Annotated in this window: 12 protein-coding genes; 6 read left to right on the top strand and 6 right to left on the bottom strand. The window is 62.3% G+C overall.

Annotated elements, in window-relative coordinates; translation table 11 throughout:
* Positions 1-177: 177 nt before the first annotated feature.
* On the top strand, positions 178-2,853 hold the full coding sequence (locus tag FG13_RS24435; RefSeq protein ID WP_035825175.1) for a TonB-dependent receptor: 2,676 nt from the start codon (positions 178-180) through the stop codon (positions 2,851-2,853).
* Positions 2,854-3,210: 357 nt separating this feature from the next.
* Positions 3,211-6,057, top strand: coding sequence for a TonB-dependent receptor (locus FG13_RS24430; RefSeq protein ID WP_035825173.1), 2,847 nt, complete (start codon positions 3,211-3,213; stop codon positions 6,055-6,057).
* 74 nt (positions 6,058-6,131) lie between these two features.
* Here the strand turns inward: FG13_RS24430 and aroG are convergent, their stop codons facing one another.
* Positions 6,132-7,196 carry a 3-deoxy-7-phosphoheptulonate synthase AroG gene (gene aroG / locus FG13_RS24425; protein ID WP_035828690.1) on the bottom strand — a complete coding sequence of 355 codons (1,065 nt, stop codon included), beginning with the start codon at positions 7,194-7,196 and terminating at the stop codon, positions 6,132-6,134.
* A 462-nt stretch (positions 7,197-7,658) separates the two neighbouring features.
* Between aroG and FG13_RS24420 the strand changes: the two genes are divergently transcribed.
* Positions 7,659-10,541 carry a TonB-dependent receptor gene (locus FG13_RS24420; RefSeq protein ID WP_235211799.1) on the top strand — a complete coding sequence of 961 codons (2,883 nt, stop codon included), beginning with the start codon at positions 7,659-7,661 and terminating at the stop codon, positions 10,539-10,541.
* 138 nt (positions 10,542-10,679) lie between these two features.
* Here FG13_RS24420 and tldD read toward each other — a convergent pair whose 3' ends face one another.
* The 3 genes from tldD to FG13_RS24405 all read right to left on the bottom strand — a co-directional run bounded on the left by tldD (position 10,680) and on the right by FG13_RS24405 (position 17,289).
* Positions 10,680-12,140 carry a metalloprotease TldD gene (gene tldD / locus FG13_RS24415; RefSeq protein ID WP_035825171.1) on the bottom strand — a complete coding sequence of 487 codons (1,461 nt, stop codon included), beginning with the start codon at positions 12,138-12,140 and terminating at the stop codon, positions 10,680-10,682.
* A gap of 157 nt (positions 12,141-12,297) precedes the next feature.
* The gene (locus tag FG13_RS24410) at positions 12,298-13,098 is read right to left on the bottom strand and encodes a carbon-nitrogen hydrolase family protein (protein ID WP_035825169.1); all 801 of its coding nucleotides are present in this window, start codon (positions 13,096-13,098) and stop codon (positions 12,298-12,300) included.
* A 30-nt stretch (positions 13,099-13,128) separates the two neighbouring features.
* Positions 13,129-17,289 carry a YhdP family protein gene (locus tag FG13_RS24405; protein ID WP_327062517.1) on the bottom strand — a complete coding sequence of 1,387 codons (4,161 nt, stop codon included), beginning with the start codon at positions 17,287-17,289 and terminating at the stop codon, positions 13,129-13,131.
* Between the two features lie 259 nt (positions 17,290-17,548).
* Here FG13_RS24405 and glnE point away from each other — a divergent pair, with 259 nt between their 5' ends.
* From glnE to FG13_RS24390, 3 genes are all read left to right on the top strand, one after another.
* Positions 17,549-20,302, top strand: coding sequence for a bifunctional [glutamate--ammonia ligase]-adenylyl-L-tyrosine phosphorylase/[glutamate--ammonia-ligase] adenylyltransferase (glnE, locus tag FG13_RS24400; RefSeq protein WP_035825166.1), 2,754 nt, complete (start codon positions 17,549-17,551; stop codon positions 20,300-20,302).
* A 13-nt stretch (positions 20,303-20,315) separates the two neighbouring features.
* Positions 20,316-21,092: a YoaK family protein gene (locus tag FG13_RS24395; RefSeq protein WP_035828687.1), complete on the top strand. Its 777-nt coding sequence runs from the start codon at positions 20,316-20,318 to the stop codon at positions 21,090-21,092.
* Between the two features lie 138 nt (positions 21,093-21,230).
* On the top strand, positions 21,231-21,419 hold the full coding sequence (locus FG13_RS24390; RefSeq protein ID WP_035825163.1) for a hypothetical protein: 189 nt from the start codon (positions 21,231-21,233) through the stop codon (positions 21,417-21,419).
* A gap of 59 nt (positions 21,420-21,478) precedes the next feature.
* Here FG13_RS24390 and gap read toward each other — a convergent pair whose 3' ends face one another.
* Together gap and tkt are read right to left on the bottom strand one after the other, a co-directional pair.
* Positions 21,479-22,489 (bottom strand): type I glyceraldehyde-3-phosphate dehydrogenase, encoded by a 1,011-nt coding sequence (gene gap / locus FG13_RS24385; protein ID WP_010395244.1) that lies wholly within the window; start codon positions 22,487-22,489, stop codon positions 21,479-21,481.
* Between the two features lie 76 nt (positions 22,490-22,565).
* Positions 22,566-24,563, bottom strand: a complete 1,998-nt coding sequence (gene tkt / locus FG13_RS24380) for a transketolase (RefSeq protein WP_035825158.1) — start codon at positions 24,561-24,563, stop codon at positions 22,566-22,568.
* Between the last annotated feature and the right edge of the window lie 194 nt (positions 24,564-24,757).

The raw sequence follows: 24,757 nt of genomic DNA, 5'->3' as shown, positions 1-24,757 counted from the left end.
GCTGACGCAGGCATCCTGACGCGAGGCGGTGAGCAATCACCGCCTTTTTTTTGTTCCGACTGTGGCGCGCGGACACGCATCCACATGCCTATTGCGCAAACGCAAACCTTAGCTCCCGCGCGCCTGTAAAACTCCCTTGCAGGCCACTTGGCCAAACCCACGCCACAGGAGTGTCAGATGATGCCAACCCGCAGTCCCTTCCCTGCCTTGCGCCTGCTGTGCGCAGCCTTGCTCGGTGTTTATGGCCATGCGGCCATGGCGCAGGACACCGACACAGCCGGCACGCCCGCCATGCAAAGAGTCGAAGTCACCGGTTCCTCCATCAAGCGCCTCGTCGCGGAAACGGCAACGCCCTTGTCCATCTTCAAGGCCGAGGACTTCGCCAGGCAGGGCTTGACGACGGCCCAGGAAGTGCTCAGTAAAATTCCCGCGAACGCGTCGAGCATGGGCAGCGGCAATGCCGTCGGCGGCAATACCAGCGGCTTGCCCACGGGCGGCCAGGCCAGCGCCGACTTGCGCGGACTGGGCGGCGACAAGACGCTGGTGCTGCTCAATGGCCGGCGCATCGCCAACCATCCGTATGACGGCGCCAGCGTCGACCTGAACATCATTCCCATCGCCGCCCTGGAAAGAGTCGAAGTGCTGCGCGACGGCGCCTCGGCCATCTACGGCACGGACGCCATCGGCGGCGTCATCAACTTCATCACGAAGCGCTCCGTCAACGTCACGAACATCACGGCCGAAATCATCGCCCCCCAGCACAAGGGCGACGACGAGCACCGCCTCAACCTGTCGACGGGCTTTGGCGAGCTCGACACGGACGGCTACAATATTTTTGGCGTGCTCGACTACCACAAGCAAGAAGTGCTGACCTCGCAGGACCGCGCCTTCTCGGCCACCGGCATCATCCCCTCGCGCGGCCTGTCCATTACCAGCGGCACGACCTTCCCCGGCAATTACTTCGATGCGGCGGCCAACGGCGGCAAGGGCCTGGCCGGCAATCCGTATGCGGCCAGCGGCTGCCTGCCGCCGCTGTCGGTGCCGGCCGTGCCGGCGAACGGCACTTGCCGCCAGGATTACACGCGCCAGATCGACGACCTGCCGGCGCAGGAACAGCTGGCCTTCTTCGGCAAGGGCGCCTTCAAGCTGGGCGGCGGCCACCTGGCCACGGTGGAATATCTGCATTCGGAAAACAAGGTGAAGGCACGCACGGCGCCGCCGCCGCAAACAGGCTTGATCCTGCCCAGCACCAGCCGATACTATCCGGGCAATGCGGGCGGCGTGCCGGCCCAGCCGGGCTTGTCGGGCCAGCCCCTGAGCGTCAACTGGCGCCCCGTGGAAGCGGGCCAGCGGCAGATCGATTCCACCGGCAAAGCCGACCGCCTGGTGCTGGCGCTGGAAGGGGAACTGGCGGGTTGGGATTACAAGACGGGACTGAGCCATGCGATCAGCAAGTCGTCGGAGAAATTTACCAACGGCTATGTGCAGGATGCGAGCTTTGCCGCTGGCGTGCTGAACGGCATCCTGAACCCGTTTGGCGTGCAGGATGCCCCCGGCAAGGCTTACCTCGACAGCACGGCCCTGCGCGGCGAAGTGCAGAACGCCAGGGTCACCACCACGGGCTTCGACCTCAAGGGCAGCCGCGAGCTGATGCAACTGGCCGGCGGCCCGCTGGCCATCGCTTTGGGCGGCGAAGTGCGGCGCGAAAAGGCCGACTTCAACGTCAACCGCGACATCGCCGGCCAAGCCACCAGTTCCGGCTTGTCGGGCTCGCTGTCGAAGCGCGGCTCGCGCACCATCCAGGCCGTCTTCGGCGAAATCAACTTACCGCTGATCAAGGACCTGGAAGTGCAGCTGGCCACCCGCTTCGACCATTACAGCGATGTGGGTAGCACCACCAATCCGAAGCTGGCCCTGCGCTACCAGGCCAGCAGCGCGCTGGTGCTGCGCGGCTCGGCCAGCACGGGTTTCCGCGCCCCCACCCTGTTTGAAAAGAATGCGCCGCCGTCGAAGAACGATACCAACGACAGCTATGACGACCCGATTTTGTGCCCCGGTGGCGTGCCGCAACCCGGTGCCAATCCCTTGCGCGATTGCGACTTGCAGCAGTTCAAGCTACAAGGCGGCAATGAAAACCTGAAACCGGAAAAATCCACGACTTTCGCCTTCGGCCTGGTGCTCGAGCCGATCAAAGAAGTGACCGTCGCCATCGACTACTGGAACATCCATTTGAAGGACAAGATTGGCTCCTTGCCCGAGCAATCGATCTTCGGCAACTACGAGAAATACAAGGCCTTGTTCCTGCGCAATCCCGATGGTTCGCCGTACGCCATTCTCGACCTGAACGATAACATCGGTGAAGTGAAAACCGACGGCATCGACGTCAGCCTGAATGCGCGCCTGGCACGCGGCGCGTATGGCGATGTCAGCGTCACGGTCGATGGCACGTGGACCCACAAGTACGACTACCAGAACGAACGCAATGGCGCCTTCATCGCCAACGTGGGCCGCTATGCCGACAACAATCCGGTATTCCGCTGGAAGCACACGGCCACGCTGAACTGGCGCAAGGGCAACTGGGGCGCCACCCTGTCGCAATCGTTCAAGTCGCGCTACACGGACCAGAACCTGGTCGAGCCGCCATACCGGCACGATGTGTCGTCGTACAGCCTGCTGGGACTGTCGGGCAGCTATGCGTGGAAGGGCTTGCTGCTGACGGCCGGCGTGAAGAACCTGCTGGACAGGGAGCCGCCGTTCTCGAACCAGGGCACCCTGTTCCAGAAAGGCTATGACCCGCGCTACACGGACCCGGTCGGGCGGGCGTATTACCTGCGCGGCAGCTATACGTTTTAAGGGGAAAAGTTCAGGTCGACAGCTAAAACAGGCAGCGCTGGCAACAGCGTGCCAGCGACAGAAAAGCGGCGCCATCAGCGATGATGTACGCCGTATTATTTTACGCATCTGAGCAGGACTGACAAGGGTTCACGATACTTTATTGCTGAAGGATTATAAAAAAAACAGGAAAATGTTGCATTTTGTCCAAAAAGTCCGCGCGAAATTGACAATCTGAATGGTGAATGTTTTGATGAGGGCCCTGAAAATTTACAGAATTTTCATTGGTAGATTTGTAAAAAGGCAAATAAATTGTTGGCAAGCAACAAGTTATTTCAAAATAATTGCCGCCTTTATCACAATAACAAGGAATTTCAGATGATGATAGAAAATGTAATATCGCGGTCGCTGCGCCTGATGTTTGCAGGCGGCATGGCCCTGAGCATGCACGCCGCGTATGCGCAAGAAACAACAGATGGCACCATGCAACGCGTGGAAGTCACGGGTTCGAGCATCAAGCGCATCGCTTCCGAAGCGTCGCTGCCGGTGCAGTCGTTCAACCAGAAAGACATCAAGAAAACCGGCGTCACCACGGTGACCGATTTCATTCAGCAGATTCCTGCGATGCAGGGCTTCTCCGTGGCCGCCGATTCGGTTGGCGGCGGCGGCGGCGGCGTCACCACGGCCTCGATCCACGATATCGGCGCAGCCTACACGCTGGTGCTGCTGAACGGCCGCCGCGTGGCGCCATCCAATTCCGGCACCACCATCGACCTGAACTCGATCCCGCTGTCGGCCATCGAGCGCGTGGAAGTGCTGACGGACGGCGCCTCGGCACTGTATGGCGCCGACGCCATCGCCGGCGTAGTCAACTTCATCCTGAAAAAAGGCGCTGCGCCGCTGGAAATCAATGCCAAGTACTCGCGTCCTGAAGAATCGGGCGGCGCCAGCAACTCGATTTCGATCAGCAAGGGCTTCGGCGACATCGACGACGATGGCTACAGCATCTTCGTGTCGGCCAGCCATGACGAACAAAAATCGCTGAAAGCATCGCAGCGCAGCTTCGCGAAAAGCGGCATCATCAATTTCAACGATCCGAAGACCGGCAAGGCGCTGCAATTCATCAACGGTTCCTCGCGTTCGGCCCCTGGCAACGCCACTGTCGATTACAACCGCACCGATCCGCTGACTGGCGCCGTGGTCATCAATCCGAAGACCGGCACGCCCTTCGTCGATAGCGTCAACCTGAACCCGTACGCATTGGCCCATGGCGGCAAATGCGCCGCCAGCAACATGGACTTCTATGGCGACGGCAACTGCTATTTCGATTCGCCATCGACCATCGAGATCAATCCTGAATCGAAGCGTGACGCCATCTTCAGCTCGGGTACCGTCAAACTGGGCAAAACCGGCTTCCAGGGTTTCTATGACCTCGCCTACACCGAAGCGCGCGTCATCGCCAGCATTGCGCCATACCCGGCCGATTTCTCCGTCGACGTCGGCTCGCCGCTGTTCAACAAATACCTGGCGCCGAACCTGACGCCAACGCAATTGGCCAACGCCACGGGCGCCGTCGCCAAATACCGCCTGTCGGAAATGGGCAACCGCGTCTACAACTACGGCACCAAAGCCACCCATATCGTCGCCGGCGTCGATGGCAATGCATTCGGCTGGGACATCAATTCCGCCGTGACCTACTCGAAAAACAAGCAGACGCAACAATACGTCAGCGGTTTCCCCCTGTCGGACAAATTCGATGCGCAATTGGCTGATGGCAACATCGACCCGTTCGCCTACCCTGTGGGCTCGATGCCGGACGCCATGCGCCAGGCACTGATGGGCACGGGCTTCAGCGGCACCTACAACACGCAAACCGTGGAAATGAAGGGCGTCGATGGCCGCGCTTCGCGTCCCGTGTTCTCGCTGCCGGGCGGCACGGCCATGCTGGGCGTGGGCGCCGACTACCGCAACACCTCGTACAAGGTGCAACAGGCGGATGTGGCCAAGCAGGCGCAGATCCTGTTTGACAATGTACAAGTCGACAGCGAATACGCGCGCGACAATGCGGGCGCGTATGCCGAACTGATGCTGCCGATTTCGAAGAAACTGGAAATGACCGGCTCGCTGCGTTATGACCAGATCGGCGCCATCGACAACAAGCTGACGGGCAAGACGGTAGGCAAGAAAGAAAACGCCACCACCTGGAAAGTCAGCGGCAAGTATTCCGCGACCAAGAGCCTGATGTTCCGCGCCGCTGCCGGCACCGGCTTCCGCGCCGCCAGCATGCAGGAAATCGCCGGTCCGCTGGAAGACTGGGGCGTTACCGGTGGTAACTATCAATGCCCATTGACGGCAGCGAACGGCATGGGCGGTCACCCGCTGGCCAACTATTGCGAAGGCGTGGTACGCCAGCAGTTCGAAGCCTTCCAGAGCGGCAATCCGGAATTGAAACCGGAAACGTCGAAGCAATGGAGCATCGGCACCGTGTTCGAGCCGATCGACAGCCTGTCGATGTCGTTCGACCTGTGGAACGTGCAGATCAACGATCAGGTGACACCGGTCTCCGAAGGCTTGATCTTCAGCAATCCAGCCAAGTACGCCGACCTGTTCACTACCAAGCACATCACCTCGACGGGCAAGGACGTGCTGGCCGTCAAACTGCTGCCAATCAACATTGGTAAAGTGGAAAACCGCGGTATCGACTACGACTTCACCCACAAGATGAAGCTGCTGGACGGCCGCCTGACGAGCCGCCTGATGGGTACCTACCTGCTGCGCTCGCGCTACACGACGCCAGGCACGAATGATCAATGGGAAACCAGCCTGAATCGTTACGGTTCGAACGACAAGGTCAGCTTCCGCAACATCATCCGCGCCACCACCACGTTTGAGACAGCCAAGTTCACGCATACGCTGAGCGCCAGCTATCGCAATGGCTACACCGACAAGGAACAGACTGAAAAAGGCTGCGCCGTGATCGTCGCCGGCAGCCCAGGCGAATGCTATGGCATCCAGCTGGAAGTGCCGAGCTACACCACCTTCGACTTCCAGACGGCTTACCGTCCGCTGAAGAACGTGGAAGTCACGGCTGGCATCCTGAACCTGTTCGACCGCGATCCGCCGTTCACCCTGCGTAACACGGGTTCGCATCAAGTGGGCTACAACCCATCGTACTCGAGCGCCCTGGGCCGCCAGTTCTATCTGAGCGGTTCCTACAAGTTCTAAGCTCAACGTGAGCTGAAAACTGAAAAGCCCGGAAAGCTTAGCTTTCCGGGCTTTTTTTCATGCTGCGCGGCGCTTTATTCCGCGTCGCCCTGCAAGCGGCGCTGCTTCACTGCCGCGGCCAGGTTTTCCAGCACGGCCACGCTGGCGCTCCAGTCGATGCAGCCGTCCGTGACGGACTGGCCATAGATCAATTCCTTGCCCGGGATCAGATCCTGGCGCCCCGCCACCAAGTGCGATTCCACCATCACGCCAACGATGCGGCCATCGCCGCCGGCCACCTGGCTGGCGATGTCGGCGCACACGGGGATCTGGTTTTCCGGTTTTTTCGAGCTGTTCGCATGCGAAGCGTCGATCATCAGGCGCGCCGCCAAGCCTTGCGCCCCGATGGCCTTGCACGCCTCGTCCACGCTGGCCGCGTCATAGTTCGGGGTTTTCCCGCCGCGCAAGATGATGTGGCAATCCTCGTTGCCGTTGGTCGAGACGATGGCCGAGTGGCCGCCCTTCGTGACGGACAAGAAATGGTGCGGCTGCGAGGCGGCCTTGATGGCTTCCACGGCGATTTTCACATTGCCGTCCGTGCCATTCTTGAAGCCGACGGGACACGACAATCCCGACGCCAGCTCGCGGTGCACCTGCGACTCCGTCGTGCGTGCGCCGATGGCGCCCCAGCTGATCAGGTCGGCGATGTATTGCGGGCTGATGACGTCGAGGAATTCGGTGCCGGCCGGCAAGCCCAGCTCATTGATGTCGCGCAACAGCTCGCGCGCCATGCGCAAGCCGTCGTTGATGCGGAAGCTGTTGTCCATGTACGGGTCGTTGATCAGGCCCTTCCAGCCCACCGTGGTGCGCGGCTTCTCGAAGTAGACGCGCATGACGATTTCCAGTTCGCCAGCGAAACGCGCACGCTCCTTGACGAGCAGGCGCGCATATTCCATCGCCGCCTTGGTGTCGTGGATGGAGCAAGGGCCGATCACCACCATCAGGCGGTCGTCCTGGCCATGCAGGATACGGTGCAGGGCAATGCGGGCGCTGGCGGCGGTCTGTTCGGCTTGCTCCGAGCAGGCGAATTCGCGGATCAGGTGGGACGGCGGAGTCAATTCCTTCATTTCGCGAATACGCAAATCATCGGTGCGGGGCATCATTTTCTCCAAAATTTAAGGAAGGGTAAAACATCTGGGTAAAAAAAAACCGCCATCAGTGGCGGTTTTTTAGAATTTGCTGGGATCTCGTGTTGCTGCTACGTGAACCGACCGCTACTCCACCGCCTTTGGGTTGGAATTGCTAAAGTAAAAATAAGCGGTAAAAAAGTGGCGAGCGAACATGCGAGTCATCCGTAAGTGATGAAAGACTATAAACCTAAATTGCAAGGGTTGGCAAGCATATTTGTCGGCAAAGCCGCACGCCGCCGCCGTTTTACACTGCACAACACGCAAAAAAGCATAAAAAGTTGCGCGCTGCCGATACCCGCCTGTTCGCCCCTACCGCTGTGCTCGTCGTGGCAACCACGCCACGCCGGCCATTCTATCGACGACAAGCGGGGCACTACTTGATCTAGATCTAGTCCCGGCGTCGCCGCACGGACAAAACTCAAGGACGTATCGATGACCTTTGACCGCCTGACCTTTCCGGAGAACCGCATGATCCCTACATCATCCCTACAGTCCGCCGCCTTTTCACCACCCAGACTGGGCCTGGCACTGGCCAGTGCGCTGCTGAGTCTACCCGTCCTGGCACAGGACGCCGCGCCGATTGCCCGCGTGGAAATCACCGGCTCGAACATCCGCCGCGCGCAAGCAGAAACGGCTTCGGCCGTACAAACCCTGAACGCAGCCGACATTGAAAAGTCGGGCAAGTCCAGCGTGGCCGAACTGCTGCAGACCCTGGCCGTCGACAACCAGGGTTCCGTCCCCACCACCTTCGGCAACGGCTTTGCCGCCGGCGCTTCCGGCGTGTCGCTGCGCGGTCTCGGCACGGCCTCGACCCTGGTGCTGCTGAATGGCCGCCGCGTCGCGCCGTATGGCCTGGCAGATGATGGCCAGAAAGTATTTGCCGACCTCAACATCATTCCCCTGGAAGCGGTGGAACGGGTGGAAATTCTCAAGGATGGCGCCTCGGCCATCTATGGCTCCGACGCCATCGCCGGCGTCGTCAACGTGATCCTGCGGCGCGACTATCAGGGCACGGCCATCAAGGGCAACTACGGCAAGACGAAGGAGTGGGACGGGCGCGATGCGCGCGCCGCCATCACGCACGGCTTCGGCGACATCGACAGCGACCGCTACAACGTGCTGCTGAACCTCGAATACAGCGAAAAGGCCGCCATCTGGAACCGCAACCGGGCCGGGCGCGGCGCCATCGGGCGCAGCGACTTGCGCGACCTGGGCTTCAGCGCGCAGGAGTCGCTGAGCGGCGCGGGCGCCATCACCACCAACAATGCGGCCGGCAGCGCCGTCAACGGCAATGTGCGCAATCCCGACACGCTCGACTACTACAACCGCGGCAACCTGGCCGGCGCGGATTTTACGCGCACCTTCCCCGGCGCCGCCTGCGGCAACTTCACCACGCATCCGCAAGGTGATCCGGGCGGCGGTTGCCTGACCGATGCCGCCCAACAATACGGCCAGATCCAGCCCAAGCAAAAGAACATCAATTTCTTCGGCCGCGCCGCCTGGCAATTGACGCCAGCGCTGCAAACGTATGCCGAATTGAACCTGTATCACAGCAAGTCGAACTCGGCCACCACGCCATCGACGGTCAGCGGCTCGGTCGGCTACCCGGGCGGCCCTGTCAGCAATGCGGGCGTGTCGCTGGGCGCGGCCCATCCGGACAACCCGTATTTCGGCACGGCGGCGCGGCTGCGCTACCTGGCGGCCGACGTGGGGCCGCGCCTGTCGGAAGTCAACTCCACCTTCACGCGTTTTGTCGCCGGCATCAAGGGCAGCGTGGCGGGCTGGGATATCGACAGCGCCCTGCTGTACTCGCAGAACAAGGTGTCAAACGACCTGGACGGCTACCTGCAGCGCGACGTGGCCTTCGCCCTGCTCAACCCGACTGCCGCCAATGTGGCGGCGGCCAGCCTGAACCCCGCGTATGCGGCCCTGCCAGCCGGCAGCCTGTGGCGCATCGCGGAAAACGCGGGCCTCAATTCCGCCGAGCTATACGCGGCCCTGTCGCCGCGCATCTCGAATGACGCCAAAACGCATATCGCGCAGATCGATTTCAAGGCCAGCCGCGAATTGGGCAAGCTCGACGGCGGCAGCCTGGGCGTGGCCGTGGGCGCGGAATTCCGCCACGAATCGACGGAACTCAAGCCCACCACGGGCACGGAACGGGGCAATATCATCGGCCTCGGCTATTCCGCCTACAAAGGCAGCCGCAATGCCTCGGCCATCTATGCCGAGGTGCTGGCGCCCGTGCTGAAGACCGTGGAACTGTCGGGCGCCCTGCGCGCCGACCATTTCACCGACGTGGGCAATTCCTACACGCCGAAAGTAGGCGTGAAATGGACACCCGTGCGCGAACTGGCCCTGCGCGGTACCTTCGCCAAGGGTTTCCGCGCTCCCAGCGCGGCAGAAAACGGCGTCGGCGGCCTTGCAGCATTCTCCACCGCCAGCGATCCGCTGCGCTGCGCGCTGGGTGTGGAAGTGGCGTGCGATCCAGCGGCAATCGCCGTCATCACCTCGCCCAATCCGAACCTGTCGCCCGAGCGTTCGCGCAGCTATTCCGTGGGCGCCATCTGGGACCCTCTGCCGCGTACCAGCATTTCCGTCGACCTGTGGCAAATCCGCCGCAAGAATGAAATCAACCAGGAGCAAACGGATGCGGCCATTGCCGCCGGCAACGTGGCGCGCGACCCCACGACGGCCACCGGCATTCCCGGCGATCCGGGCGCCATTACGGCCGTGCTGGCCAACTATGTGAATTCGGCGCAAACGACGGTGCGCGGCATCGATATCGACGCGCGCCAGCGCTTCAGCCTGGGCAGCGACTATGGCAGCCTGGTGTTCGACGTGAAATGGACGCATCTGTACAAATGGCTGCGCACGGAGCAGGACGGCACGCAGCGCGATTTTGCCGGCACGCATGGTAATTGCGACGTGTCCAACTGCATGGGCACGCCGGACGACCGCATCAACCTGGGCGCCACCTGGGAACGCCAGAACTGGCGCGTCACGGCCAACGTCAATTACCGTGCACCGCTCGACAACGTGCGGTTCAAGAATGACCCGGACGGCTGCGCCACGCATTTCGCCGACGGCACGGATGCCCCACACGGTTGCCGCATCGCCTCGTTCACGACGGTGGACCTGACGGCCCGCTGGCTGGCCACGCCCAAGCTGGAAGTGTTTGCGACGGTGCAAAATCTGTTCGACAAGATCGCCCCGCTCGATCCGCTCACGTATGGCGCCACGGGCTACAACCCGCTCGACTATGCGGGCGCGGCAGGACGGTTTGTCAGCGCGGGGGTGAAGTACAAGTTCTGAGAAATAGCGGTGGTGCCGGGTTACGCGCTTTGCGCTAACCCGACCTACACGAGCAGCATGCCAGAAATGTAGGTCGGATTAGCGGGGCGCAGCCGCGCGTAATCCGACAACCATGTTGGCCTCACAGTGCCCGAAAAATCAGGCCGTGCCGCCAACCGTGATGCCATCGAGGCGCAAGGTCGGTTGCCCCACGCCCACGGGCACACTTTGCCCCTCCTTGCCGCACACGCCCACGCCCGAGTCCAGGCGCATGTCGTTGCCGATCATGGAAACGCGGTTGAGTACGTCCGGGCCGTTGCCGATCAGGGTCGCGCCCTTCACCGGGTAGCTGAGCTTGCCGTTTTCAATCATGTACGCTTCGCTGGCCGAAAAGACGAACTTGCCATTCGTGATGTCGACCTGGCCGCCGCCGAAGTTGACGGCATACAAACCGTTTTTGACGGAGGCGAGGATCTCGCCCGGGTCCTTGTCGCCACCGAGCATGTACGTATTCGTCATGCGCGGCATGGGCAGGTGGGCAAACGATTCGCGGCGCGCATTGCCCGTCACGGGCATTTTCATCAGGCGCGCATTCATGGTGTCCTGGATGTAACCCTTCAGGATGCCATCCTCGATCAGGGTCGTGCACTGCGTGGGGTTGCCCTCGTCATCGATATTCAGCGAACCTCGGCGACCGGCCAGGGTGCCGTCGTCGACCACGGTGACACCCTTGGCCGCCACGCGCTCGCCGATGCACCCGGAAAACGCGGACGAGCCCTTGCGGTTGAAATCGCCTTCCAGGCCATGGCCGATCGCTTCGTGCAGCAGGATGCCGGGCCAGCCAGGCCCCAGCACGATGGTCATGGGGCCGGCGGGCGCCGGGCGCGCGTCCAGGTTCACGAGCGCTGAATTGACGGCGTCCGTCGCGTATTGTTCCAGCACGGCATCACTGAAATAGTCATAGCTGAAACGCCCGCCGCCACCGGCCGAGCCCGTTTCGCGGCGGCCATTCTGTTCCGCGATCACGGTCAGCGAGACGCGCACGAGAGGGCGGATGTCGGCCGCCAGCACGCCATCGCTGCGCAGCACCAGCACCACGTCGTATTCGCCGGCCAGGCCCGCCATCACTTGCACCACCCGGGGATCTTTCGCCCGCGCCATCTTTTCCACGCGCTCGAGCAATTGCACCTTGGCCGTGGCATCCAGCGATGCGAGCGGATCGTTGGGCAGGTACAAGGAACGTCCACCCTGCGCAAGCATCTGGCCCGCGATCTTGATTTTTCCGGCGCCGGCGCGCGCAATGGTGCGCGTGGCCGCCGCCGCTTCCAGCAGGGCCCGCTCGGAAATGTCGTCGGAATACGCAAACGCCGTCTTGTCGCCGGACACGGCGCGCACGCCCACGCCCTGGTCGATGGAAAAACTGCCCGTCTTGACGATGCCCTCTTCCAGGCTCCAGCCTTCGCTCTTGGTCGACTGGAAATACAGGTCGGCATAGTCGACCTTGTGCGTAAACATCGTGCCCAGGGCTTTGAGCAGCTTGTCTTCATCGAGGCCAAACGGCGTGAGCAGGATATCGCGCGCCACGGCCAGGCTGGACAGATTGGGTTCAAATGGCTTCATAACTTTGCACTCGCTAATTATATTCAACTCATTCTCAGTACCTGACAGAAGCGTAGCGAGCGGCAGTGATTTGTGGCCGAGAAGCGCAGCCGTGCTTGAGCACGGTGAGCATCGCAGGCCGCAAAGCGCGACGCGCAGTAGCTTATGTCAGGTACCCTCACATAGTGCGGTGCGCCAGGGCTGGCAGCGACTCGCGCACGCCGGCCAAAAACAGCAGGTCGATCTCGCCGCTGACCACGCCCTCGCCTTCGGGCAACACAGCTTTCACTTCGCCCCACGGGTCGATCAGCATGCTGTGGCCCCAGGTGCGGCGGCCGTTCGGATGCAGCCCGCCCTGCGCCGAGGCCAGCACATAGCACTGGTTTTCGATGGCGCGCGCGCGCAGCAGCACTTCCCAGTGGGCGCTGCCCGTCGTATGGGTAAACGCGGCCGGCACGACGATCAGCGCGCAATCGCCCATGGCGCGGTACAGCTCTGGAAAGCGCAGGTCATAGCAGATGGACAGGCCGACCCGGCCGAACGGCGTCTCGATCGAGCGCACCTGCGCGCCCGGCACGATGGTGCGCGATTCGTTGTACGACTCGGTGCCGCGCGTAAAACCAAACAGGTGGATCTTGTCGTAGCGGCCGGCAGGCGCGCCTTGCGGGTCGTACACCAGCGTGGTATTGAGGACCTTGCCCTCCTCGCCGGAAATCAGGGGCAAGGTGCCGCCGATCAGCCAGATGCCGTGCTGGCGCGCCATCTGCGCCATGCCATCCTGGATCGGGCCGCTGCCGGGCTGTTCCGCATGGGCCAGCTTGTCCGTTTCCTGCTTGCCCATGATGGCCCAGTATTCGGGCAGCACCACCAGCTGCGCGCCAGCGGCGGCGGCCTGCGCCACCAGGCGCCGCGCCGTGGCCAGGTTGTCGACCACGGATGGCGAGGAAATCATTTGTACTGCTGCGACTGTATGCATCATTGCCACCTTTTCTCCATTCGAACGCCTCGCCTATTTCGCCACGGCCTCCACGGCTGCGGCGGCAGGCACGGCGACAGGATCCAATTTACCACCATCGAGCTTGGTTACGACGGGCGATTTCCACGGGCCGGCGATCTGCATGTGGTAGGTGAGCGCCTTCATCACGGGTGCGCGCAGGAACAATTGCGCGAGGAAACTACCCAGGCCGATGACGGGGTTGACGGCCAGCGCGTAGACGAGCGGCCCCGTGCCCAGGTTAAATTCCGGGATCACCACCACGTGCAGATTCGTCGTTTCATTGGCGATATCGGCCGTGCCATCCATCAGCACGGTGGCCGCCACGCCGTGCATCTTGAGGTTGTCGGTGGTGACGACGCCGCGTTTGATGCTGGCATTGGCCGTGATGCCGTCGAAGGCCAGGCCTTCGGAAAACACGTCGTGGAAATCGAGTTTCAGCAAGCGGGGCAAGGCTTGCAGGCTGAGCACGCCCAACAGCTTGGCCGCGCCCGGATCCTGCTTGAGAAACTGGCCCGATTCCACGTTCATCTCGATCTGTCCCGACAAGGTGGGGATATCGAGCGAATACGGCAAACCGTTCCAGGCGATGTCGCCGCTCAGGCGGCCCTTGCCGCGGCGCACCGTGTCGGCAAAGCCGAAACGGTCGAGCAGTTTGCCCGCGTCGACGATATCGAGGCCGAAACGCAGGCTGGTCGTGCTTTGCCCATCCTTGATGACCCATTTGCCATTGCCGCTCAGGGCGCCATCGGGATTCGACAGTTGCAGCTTGCCCACGCGCCACTCGCGCCCGCCCGCCGCCATGGTGTTATAGGCTTGCAACTCCAGCCGGCCGATCTTCTTGTTGAACAATTCAAATTGCTCGGCGACGATATCGAGCGAAGGAATCGACTGGGCGCCGCTCTTTCCCTCCAGCAAATTCTTCACGTCGTTGGCGGCCGACTCCGGAATGATCAGCGACGACAGGCGCGCCGTCATCTTGCCCAGGCCGGACGGCGTTTCCAGCCACGTCACATAGCCCGACACTTGTTTCGCGTCAATATTGGCTTGCCACACATCTTTTTGATGCGTGGCGCCCACCACCACGTTTTCCAGCTTGCGCTCGCCCAGCATCAATTCGCTGGCACGGGCCGCCATCATGTCCGGCACCACATATTGCGCGATATCGGGCGCATCGTCGGCGGCGCCGCTGTCGGCGGGCGTCGTGGCGCTGCCGGCGATCTCGCTGCCGGCGGCGATCCAGCTGTCCACGTCCAGGGTTTTCATGTTGACGTTGAACATCATGCCGCTGTCCGGCTCTGGCGCCGGCACGTTCACGCCGATGCCGCCGCGCACCAGGCGCCAGGCGTCCTTGCCCTGCTTCTGGCGCTGGTAGCGCGCAGCGATTCCGGATCCCAGCGCGATGCGGATATCGTCCGTGCGCAGACCCGCGCCATTGGCCGCATTGCCCGTCAGGGTAAATTTCACGGGCAGGCTGTCGCCGGCCGGTTTTTTCAGGGGGGCGGGGAAATCCAGGCCCAGGCCCGTCAGCGGCGACTCGACATTGACCACCACCTGGTGGTCGCGCGCCGTGATCAGGCCGCTGTAACGGGCGCCGCCATTCAAATGTTTCGCCAGGCGCTGCAGCACGGGCGCCGGATACGTCTTGCGCAAGCCGTCGATGGTCATGTTGCCGGCAATCTTGACCTGGATGGTATCGTCCGCCTGCGTGCCGCCCGAAATGGCCAGCGGCCCGCCCAGCAGGCTGCCGTTCAAGCCATTCAGGTTGACGCCCTTTTCAGTGAATTCGATCTTGCCCTGCGTGCCCAGCACGGGCGGCATGTCGTGGAACAGCACCACGTCGTTGCCCGCCAGCTGCAAGCTGCCCTGCACGGTCGATTCGAGCATGCGCTCTGTCGGCAAGTGCAATTTGAGCGCCAATTTGGCGTTGCCCGTCGCCGTCGTTTCATCCGTGAAATGTTCGATCCAGCCCAGCACAGGGCTGGCCGTCACGTACTTGAGAAATTCCTGCATCGGGCCAGCTGCGTTGCCTTCAATATCGAGCAGGGTGTCGAAGACGGTCAGGTCGGGGATCACGGCTTTGACATTCGTCAGGGCCACGCCGCCCGTGGTGGCCGTGTCGCCGCGAATTTCCATGCGCGCCCGTTCAAACACGAAACTGCCCTTGATCTTTTCCGCCTGCGGCCACAGGGGCGCCTTGCCGGCCAGCGGGCCGCTTTCCGCGAATTCACCGGGCGCGTAGTTCAGGCTGCCATTCTCGATCTTGCCGGCCACGCGGAAGTCGCCGCGATTGCGCTGGGCCGGCGTATCGCCCTTGAAGGGGAAATGCTCGAGTTCACCGCGCAGGCGCAGGCTGACATCGCTCGCCACGCCGCCTTCCAGAGCGCCCGTCAGCCAGTGGCGCAGGTGCTCGGGCGTTTGCAGGGGCAGGTAGCGGCCGATGGTGTTGATCTGGAAATTGTCGATGCTGCCCGTCAAGTCGACCTGGCCCAGATTCTTGCCATCGAGCGGCAAACGCTGCGAGCCATGCAAGGCGACTCGCATGCCTTGTTGATTTAAATCAAGCCTGTCCAGGTCGACTTGCAGCATATTGTCTGCTTGGAAAGCCCAGCGTGCCTCCATTTCGAATTGTTCGAACGGCAAGGCGGGTTCACTCAAATAGGAGGCCAGTTGCAATACCAGTCCCTGTGCATCGATATCGATCTTGCCGCCCTTGTCACTGGCGTCGAGACTGCCAGTCAAATGATCGAAACCGGGGATAGCCGGTGCAGCCGCCTGTGCGGGGCTGGTCGCCGTCTTCGCCACAGCCAGGCGCGCCGGCTGCGCATTCAGCCCAAGATCGATGAGCTTGCCGCGCAAGCGGTAGCTGGCCGGCGTCGCCATCTCGCCTTCCCATTGCGCCGAGAAATCCTGCAAACGCCCGCGCGGCGCCAGGGCGTCGAGGCGCTGGCGCTGCTGTTCGCCCAGCGGCAGCTTATCGGCCAGCGCGGCCAGGGTGTGCAGATCGAGCGACTTGGCCGTGATTTCCGTGCGCGCTGGCTTGCGTTTGGTGGCGGCAACAAAGCGTTCGGACAGGGTCGTGGGCGGCAGGCTGAGGCCATCTCGGGTTTCCACCGCGAAATTCGTCAACTCGACCTGGTGCCCATACGCGCCAAACGTCGGCTTGCCGTCGGGCACCTGCGCCGACAGTTCTTCTTTTGCCGAAATGCGTCCGCTGACGGACAACAGGTCGAGCGGCGCGATATGCTCGCCCAGCTGCGCCGTCACATCCGTCAAGCCGACATCGGCCGTGAAGCCGGCCAGGCGCGCGTGATCCAGGCTCAACCAGGCGCGCAAGGCGCCCTTGCCCTGCCTCAGTTCAAACGGGTAATCGAGGTAGCGGCGCCAGGCGGCCAGGTCGGCATTTTTCAGGTCGGCGTACAGCTCGCCTTTCCACATCGACACGTCGGAGATGCGCGTACTGAAAGGCGGGTGCGTGAAGTGAGCGCGCACATCGATGGGCGCGGCCAGGCTGGCCGGTGGCGTGGCTTGCAAGCCCAGTCGGTGGCTGCGCCAGCGGTTGCGCAGCAGCACGTTGACCTGCGATAAAGCCAGCTCGGGGGTGCCGCGCGCTTCATCCGTCCAGCGCACCTTGCCGTCGCGAATGATGATGTCATGCTGCGACAGCAGCCAGTCGGCGCCCTTGCCATCGCTGCCTTGCGTGCTGTCGATCAACACCCCGGCCACGTACAGCTTGCCATCCTTGCTGCGCCGCACGTCCAGGTCGGGCCGCGTGATTTCCAGGGTTGTAAAACGCACGGAACCGAGCACGCTCCACCACGACACGGTGGCCGAAATGCTCGGCAGGCTTAGCGCCTGGCGCCCCGCCTGGTCGCGCAGGGTCACGTCGCCGAGGAAAAGATTCGGCCGCACGCCATGCCACGAGGCATAAATACGCGCAATGCTGACAGGGTTGCCCAGCGCGCGGCTGGCCGCCCGCTCGATATCGCCTTTGTAATAATCGATATTCGGCAAGATGGCGTAGCGCAGGAACAGGAATAGCACGGCGAAGGCGAAATACGCCAGCAGCACCAGTTTGATGGTAAAACCCAACACATGATGGGTAGCCAGATTGGCCATGCGATAGGCGGCACGCAGCCGCTGCCAGCGCAGGGCCAATGGCACATGTTCTGTCACGCTTGCTTCTGGCGGTTTTTGCATCAATAAGCTAATAAACTGGCCCGGCGTCAAATAATGGCAAAAATCGTCTGCATTCGTGGTACGCACCCACATCCCCGCGCTTGCGTCTGAGCAAAGCCTCCCTTACCATCGTCCGGAAGAGCACGTACTGCCGGCGGTATGCTGCCAGCGGCACAATTTTACCGCATCCCCCGCCATTCGCAGCCAAGTTAAACAAGAACATGCACGCCGCATCCACGAGACAGTTACCGATACCATGAGTACACAGCCTTTGATTTCCGCCTCCCGTTTCTACCAGCGCTGGCTGGACGCCGCCCCCGAGCGCGCCGCGCAGGTAGCGCAACTGGTGCGCGCGCCGCTGGACAAGCTCGACTTTGCCGCCGAGCTGGCCGCCCAGGCGAACGCCGCCACGCCGCCGCTGCCGCCCGAGCGGGCCATGCGCCGCCTGCGCAACCTGCTCGTCTGCGGCCTGATCGCGCGCGATCTTGGCGGCCAGGCAGACTTGCACGAAGTCGTCACGGCCATGACGGGCTTTGCCGATTTCGCCATCCGCACGCATGTGGACGCCATCATGGCCGAGATGGTGGCCCTGCACGGCATGCCTGTCGGCGAGGAATCGGGCGAGGAACAGGCCTTGATGGTGTTGGCGATGGGCAAGCAGGGCGGCGGCGAACTGAATGTATCGTCGGACATCGACCTGATCTTTGTCTACCCGGAAGACGGCGACACGCACGTCACCGTACCGGGTCAGCGCAGCCTGTCCAACCACGAGTTTTTCATTCGCATGGGCAAGAAACTGATCGCCGCCCTGGCCGAGATCACACAGGATGGTTTTACTTTCCGCGTGGATATGGCACTGCGTCCGAACGGCAACTCGGGGCCGCTGGCCGCTAGCCTCAGCATGGTGGAGCAATACCTGATCGTGCAAGGCCGCGAATGGGAACGCTACGCCTGGGTCAAGGCGCGCGCCGTGACGGGCAAGCCGGAAGACATTGCCTCGCTCGACGCCATCGTGCGCCCGTTCGTCTTTCGCCGCTACCTCGATTTCGGCGTCATCGACGCCATCCGCACCATGCACGGCCAGATCCGCGCCGAGGTCAACCGCCAGGAGCGCTTGCACCCGGACCGCAGCAACAACGTCAAGCTGGGCCGTGGCGGCATCCGCGAAATCGAATTCCTCGCGCAAGTGTTTCAGTTGATACGCGGCGGGCGCGACGCCGAACTGCGCGAGCGCTCCACGCGCGCCACCCTGCGCACGGTGGCCGACAAGGGTTTGCTGGAACCGGCCATCGTGGAACAACTGCTCGGCTCCTACACTTTCCTGCGCAACCTCGAACACCGGCTGCAGTATCTTGACGATGCGCAAACCCACACCCTGCCCGCGAATGACGCCGACCGCCTGACCGTGGCGCAGATGATGGGCTTGCCTGACACGGCCACCTTGCTGGCCCAGTTGGAAGCGCACCGCGTATTTGTCGCCGGGCAATTCGACGAAATGTTCAGCGACAAGAGCAGCGGCACGCCGCCGGCCGACACGGGCATCGACCCGCAGACGTCGAACGACTGCGCCGCCTCGGACCAGCAGGAAGCCATCGAAGCGCGCTTTGCCGCCCTGGGTTTCCATGAGCCGGCAGCCTGCGCGCGCCGCCTGCTGGCCACGTGGCAGGCGCCACGTTTGCAATCGTTGCCCGAGGCGAGCCGCACGCGACTGGTGGCCCTCGTCAATTCCGCCCTGCCCCTGATCACCGATTGCTCCGTTTCCAATGGTAACGCCAGCCAGCTGGCCACCTTGGGCCGGCTGCTCGATTTCCTGGAAGCGATCGCGCGCCGCTCGGCCTATCTGTCGCTGCTGACGGAATACCCGCATACGCTCGAGCGCGTCGTGCGCATGGTGTGCGCCAGCGGCTGGGCCGCCACCTTCCTCACGCAGCACCCGATCCTGCTCGATGAACTGCTGGACGAACGCATCCGCAACACGGTGCCCGATCCGGCCGCGCTGGCGCTGGATCTGCAGCGCCAGCTCGACGACGCGCCCGGCGACACGGAGCGGCAAATGGATATCCTGCGCGAAATGCACCATGCGCAGCTGTTCCAGTGCCTGGCGCAAGACCTGGCAGGCGACCTGAGCGTGGAAAAGCTGGCCGACTACCTGTCGCAGCTGGCCGACATCATCGTCGCCGCCACCGTGCAAGCCGTCTGGCAAACCTTGCCCACACGCCATCGCGACGTGCCGAAATTCGCCGTCATCGCGTACGGCAAGCTGGGCGGCAAGGAACTCGGTTATGTCTCCGATCTCGACGTCATTTTCCTCTTCGATGACGACGACCAGGAAGCGCCCGGCCTGTACGCCAAGCTGGCGCAGCGCTTCATTACCTGGATGACGTCGCACACCTCGGCCGGCATTTTGTTCGACATCGACATCGCCCTGCGCCCCGACGGCGCCTCGGGCATGCTGGTCTCCAGCGTGCAGGCGTTCGAGCGCTACCAGGGCAGCGCGGCCTGGGTGTGGGAACACCAGGCGCTCACGCGCGCGCGCTTTTGCGCCGGAGATACCACCATCGGCAAGCATTTCGAACGCATCCGCGACACGATCCTGCGCAAGGAACGGCCGGAAAACGGCCCGCTCAAGGGCGAAGTGGTGGCCATGCGCAAGAAAATGCTGGACGCGCATCCGCCCCGCCCCGGCAGCTTTGATCTGAAACAGGATCCGGGCGGCATGATCGACATCGAATTCATGGTGCAATACCTGGTGCTCCAGCATGCGGCGCAGTATCCGCAGTTGACGGCGAATTCGGGCAATATCGCCCTGCTGCGCCTGTGCGGCGAACTGGGGTTGATCGACGCCCAGCTGGCCGCCCTCGTCGCCGACGCCTACCGCGCGCTGCGCAAGCTGCAGCACCAGTTACGCCTGCAGGGCCAGGACCTGGCCCGCGTGGAACCGGAGCGCGTGCGCGTGCATGCGGACAACGTGATGCGCCTGTGGCAAGCCATCTTCGGCGCCGTTGCCTGAGGCCGGCCCGGGCATGCCACTTCATTACCTGTCCCGGCTGAGCGGATCGGCGCGCGATACGCAAGCCAATCTGCAGCTGGGCTGCGTGCTGGCGCTGGTGGCCGGCGCCGTGAATGCGGGCGGCTTTCTTGCCATCGGCGGCTATACCTCGCACATGACGGGCATCGTTTCCGGCATGGCGGACGACCTGGCGCTGGGCAATATCACCGTGGCCCTGGCCGCGCTGGGCGCGTGGCTGGCCTTTGTCAGCGGCGCGGCAGTCACGGCCATCATGGTGAACTGGGGCAAGCGGCGCCGGCTGCACAGCCAGTTTGCCGCCAGCCTGCTGCTGGAAGCAGCCTTGCTGCTGCTGTTCGGCTTGACGGGCAATTACCTGGCCACCATGCCCGACGTGCTGGGCCCCGTCACCATCTTGCTGCTGTGCTTTGTGATGGGCTTGCAGAATGCCATCATCACCAAGATTTCGGGCGCCGTCATCCGCACCACGCACGTGACGGGCCTGTCGACCGACATCGGCATCGAACTGGGCAAGATGGCGTATTACAACCGGCGCCACCTGCCGGACCGCATGGTAAAGGTGAACCGCGGCAAGCTGAGAACGCACAGCCTGCTGATCGCCTGCTTCTTCATCGGCGGCGTCAGCGGCGCCCTGGCCTTCAAGCACATCGGCTTTCCTGCCGCCACCATCCTGCTGGCCGGCGTGCTGACCCTGCTGTCAGGCGTGCCCGTGCTGCGCGACCTGCGCCTGCTGTGGCGTTTTTATAGGCGCCGCCTGCACGCCTGGCGTTAGCAGGAATATTTTTCTTTATAGCAATAAATTACTGATTTTAATGCTAATATTTTTCTGCGTCTGGCCGGTTCACCATGCCTGCCGTGGCGGCCTTTTGATTTGACACCCTACCGTTGTCCAATTGTGAAAGCGAGAAAAATGATTTCCATTAAAAAAGCCCTGTTTGTCTTTGCCATCGCCGTGGGCGCCGCCGCCTCGTTCTCCAGCACGGCCGCCGTGCGCGCGTGGATTCCATCGGAAAACTGCGACTACATCCTCAACATGTGCTACCAGGGCGTCGAGGCGTCGTGCGAGCAGTGGCGCAACCAGTGCGAACCCAATGAATAGTCAGCAATAGACGAAAAAAAAACGCCCCGAAGGGCGTTTTTTTGTATGCTAGTCAGAAATTACTTAGCCGACATCAGCGCAACGGTGGTGTCGAGCATGCGGTTCGAGAAACCCCACTCGTTGTCGTACCACGACGATACTTTCACCAGGCGGCCCGACACTTTGGTCAGGGTCGAATCGAAGTTCGACGAAGCCGGGTTGTGGTTGAAGTCGATCGAGACCAGTGGTTCGGTCTGGTACGTCAGGATGCCTTCCAGGGCGCCTTCCGACGCGGCTTTCATCAGGGCGTTGACTTCTTCCACGGTGGTGTCGCGCTTGGCGATGAACGACAGGTCGACCAGCGACACGTTGATGGTCGGCACGCGGATGGCGAAACCGTCCAGTTTGCCATTCAGCTCAGGCAGCACCAGGCCCACGGCGGCAGCGGCGCCCGTCTTGGTCGGGATCATGCTCATGGTGGCCGAACGGGCGCGGCGCAGGTCTTCATGCATCACGTCGGACAGCACCTGGTCGTTGGTGTAGGCGTGCACGGTGGTCATCAGGCCCGTTTCGATGCCGATGGCGTCGTTCAATGGCTTGACCAGCGGTGCCAGGCAGTTGGTGGTGCACGACGCGTTCGAGATGACGGTGTCGGTCGATTTCAATACCGAGTGGTTCACGCCGAACACGACGGTCGCATCGACGTCCTTGCCGCCGGGTGCCGAAATGATGACTTTTTTCGCGCCGCCCTTCAAGTGAGCCGAAGCTTTCTCTTTGGTGGTGAAGAAGCCCGTGCATTCCAGCACGACGTCCACGCCCAGCTCGCCCCATGGGATTTCAGCCGGGTTGCGCTGTGCGAATACACGGATCGGATCGCCATTGACGATCATGTTGTCGCCTTCGACGGTGACCGTGCCTGGGAACTTGCCGTGCGCGGTGTCGTAGCGGGTCAGGTGGGCGTTCGATTTGGCATCGCCCAGGTCGTTGATGGCAACGATCTGGATATCCTGTTTCTTGCCGCCTTCGTAGAAAGCGCGCAATACATTACGGCCGATGCGGCCGTAGCCATTGATTGCAACTTTGATCGTCATACTCTGCTCCTGATTAAAAAAGAAGGTACATGCACGGCCCCGGCGAGCACATCGCCAGGGCCGTTAAAAATCAATATTAGCCAGCGATAACGGCTTTGACCTTGGCCACGACGTTGTCGACCGTGAAGCCGAAGTGCTTGAACAGCACGCCAGCCGGAGCCGATTCGCCAAACGTGTCGATACCGACCACGGCGCCTTCCAGGCCCACATATTTGTACCAGAAGCTGGTCACGCCCGCTTCGATGGCCACGCGCGGCACGCCTTTCGTCAGCACGCTGGCCTTGTAGGCGGCGTCCTGGCGGTCGTACACGTCGGTCGATGGCATCGACACCACGCGCACGTTGATGCCTTCGGCAGCCAGCGCGCTGGCGGCGGCGACGGCCAGTTCCACTTCGGAACCGGTGGCGATCAGGATCGCCTTGGCGTCCGCCACGTCGTTCAGCACATAGCCGCCGCGGTAGATGTTCTCGATCTGTTCGGCGCTACGTTCTTGATATGGCAGGTTCTGGCGCGAGAAGATCAGGGTCGACGGGCCATCCTTGCGGCGCACGGCGGCGCCCCAGGCAGCGGCCGACTCGACGGTGTCGCATGGACGCCAGTTGTCCAGGTTCGGGATCAGACGCATCGACGAGACGTGCTCGACCGATTGGTGCGTCGGACCGTCTTCGCCCAGACCGATCGAGTCGTGGGTGAACACGAAGATCGAACGCAGCTTCATCAGGGCGGCCATGCGCAGGGCATTGCGGCTGTAGTCGGAGAACGTCAGGAACGTGGCGCCGAACGGGATGTAGCCGCCGTGCAAGGTGATGCCGTTCATGATGGCGCTCATGCCGAATTCGCGCACGCCATAGTTGATATGGTTGCCAGGCTGGCCCGAACGCACGGCCACGCACTCTTTCCAGTTGGTCAGGTTCGAACCGGTCAGGTCGGCCGAGCCGCCCAAAAATTCCGGCAGCGACGAAGCCAGCGCCTGGATGGCGTTCTGGCTGGCCTTGCGGGTGGCGATGTTTTCTTTCTTTTCGACGCAGGAAGCGATGGCGGCGCTCAGGGCCGCTTCGAATGCCTGCGGCAGGTCGCCCTGCATGCGGCGCGACAATTCAGCGGCTTGCTGCGGGAATTCCTTGCCGTAGGCGGCAAAGCGCTCGTTCCAGTCTTTTTCCAGCAGGGCGCCCTGCTCTTTCGCATCCCAGGCCGCGTACACGTCGGCCGGCATCTCGAACGGAGCGGCATCCCAGCCGATGTATTCGCGCACGGCAGCGATTTCCTTGTCGCCCAGCGCGGCGCCGTGGACCTTGTCGCCGCCTTGCAGGTTAGGCGAGCCCTTGCCGATGATGGTCTTGCAGCAGATCAGGGTAGGCTTCGATGCGGTCTTGGCGGCGGCGATGGCAGCAGCCACGGCGGCAACATCGTGGCCGTCGACGGCGCGGATGACGTTCCAGCCGTACGCTTCAAAGCGGGCCGGGGTGTCGTCCGTGAACCAGCCTTCGACTTTGCCGTCGATGGAGATGCCATTGTCGTCGTACAGGGCGATCAGTTTGTTCAGGCCCAGGGTGCCGGCCAGCGCGCATACTTCGTGCGAAATACCTTCCATCAGGCAACCATCGCCCACGAAAGCGTAGGTGTAGTGGTTGACGATGTCGTGACCTGGCTTGTTGAATTCGGCAGCCAGCAATTGCTCCGACAGGGCCATGCCGACGGCGTTGGCGATGCCCTGGCCCAGCGGGCCGGTAGTCGTTTCAATGCCTGGCGTGATATCGACTTCCGGGTGGCCAGGGGTTTTCGAATGCATCTGGCGGAAGGCCTTGATGTCTTCCATCGACAGCTCGTAACCGGTCAGGTGCAGCAGCGCGTAGTGCAGCATCGAGCCATGGCCGTTCGACAACAGGAAACGGTCGCGGTTCTGCCATTTTGGATTCGCGGGATTGTGGCGGTAGTGACCACTCCACAGGGCAACTGCGATCTCGGCCATGCCCATCGGCATGCCTGGATGGCCGGAGTTGGCCTTTTGTACAGCGTCCATTGCCAGTGCGCGGATCGCATTGGCCATTTTGGTAGTCGGGAGCGTAGTTGTCATGATGGTGTGGGTCAGTCGCGAGTTTGGGATTCGTTTGCAACAGCACGGACAAGAAAGAACCCAGGCCGGCCGCTTTATGTAGTCAACTATTTTACCAGACTAGGGGGCCGCAAATTAGAATTGCGGCGTACTGGCCAGCCAAATGGCTATACTTTGACGTCTTTCCACCCTACATATACCCCCGTTGAGGATTT

Source organism: Janthinobacterium sp. RA13 (genome assembly GCF_000745325.1).
GTDB classification, from domain to species: domain Bacteria; phylum Pseudomonadota; class Gammaproteobacteria; order Burkholderiales; family Burkholderiaceae_D; genus Janthinobacterium; species Janthinobacterium rivuli.
This window is presented reverse-complemented; position numbering and strand designations above follow the sequence as displayed.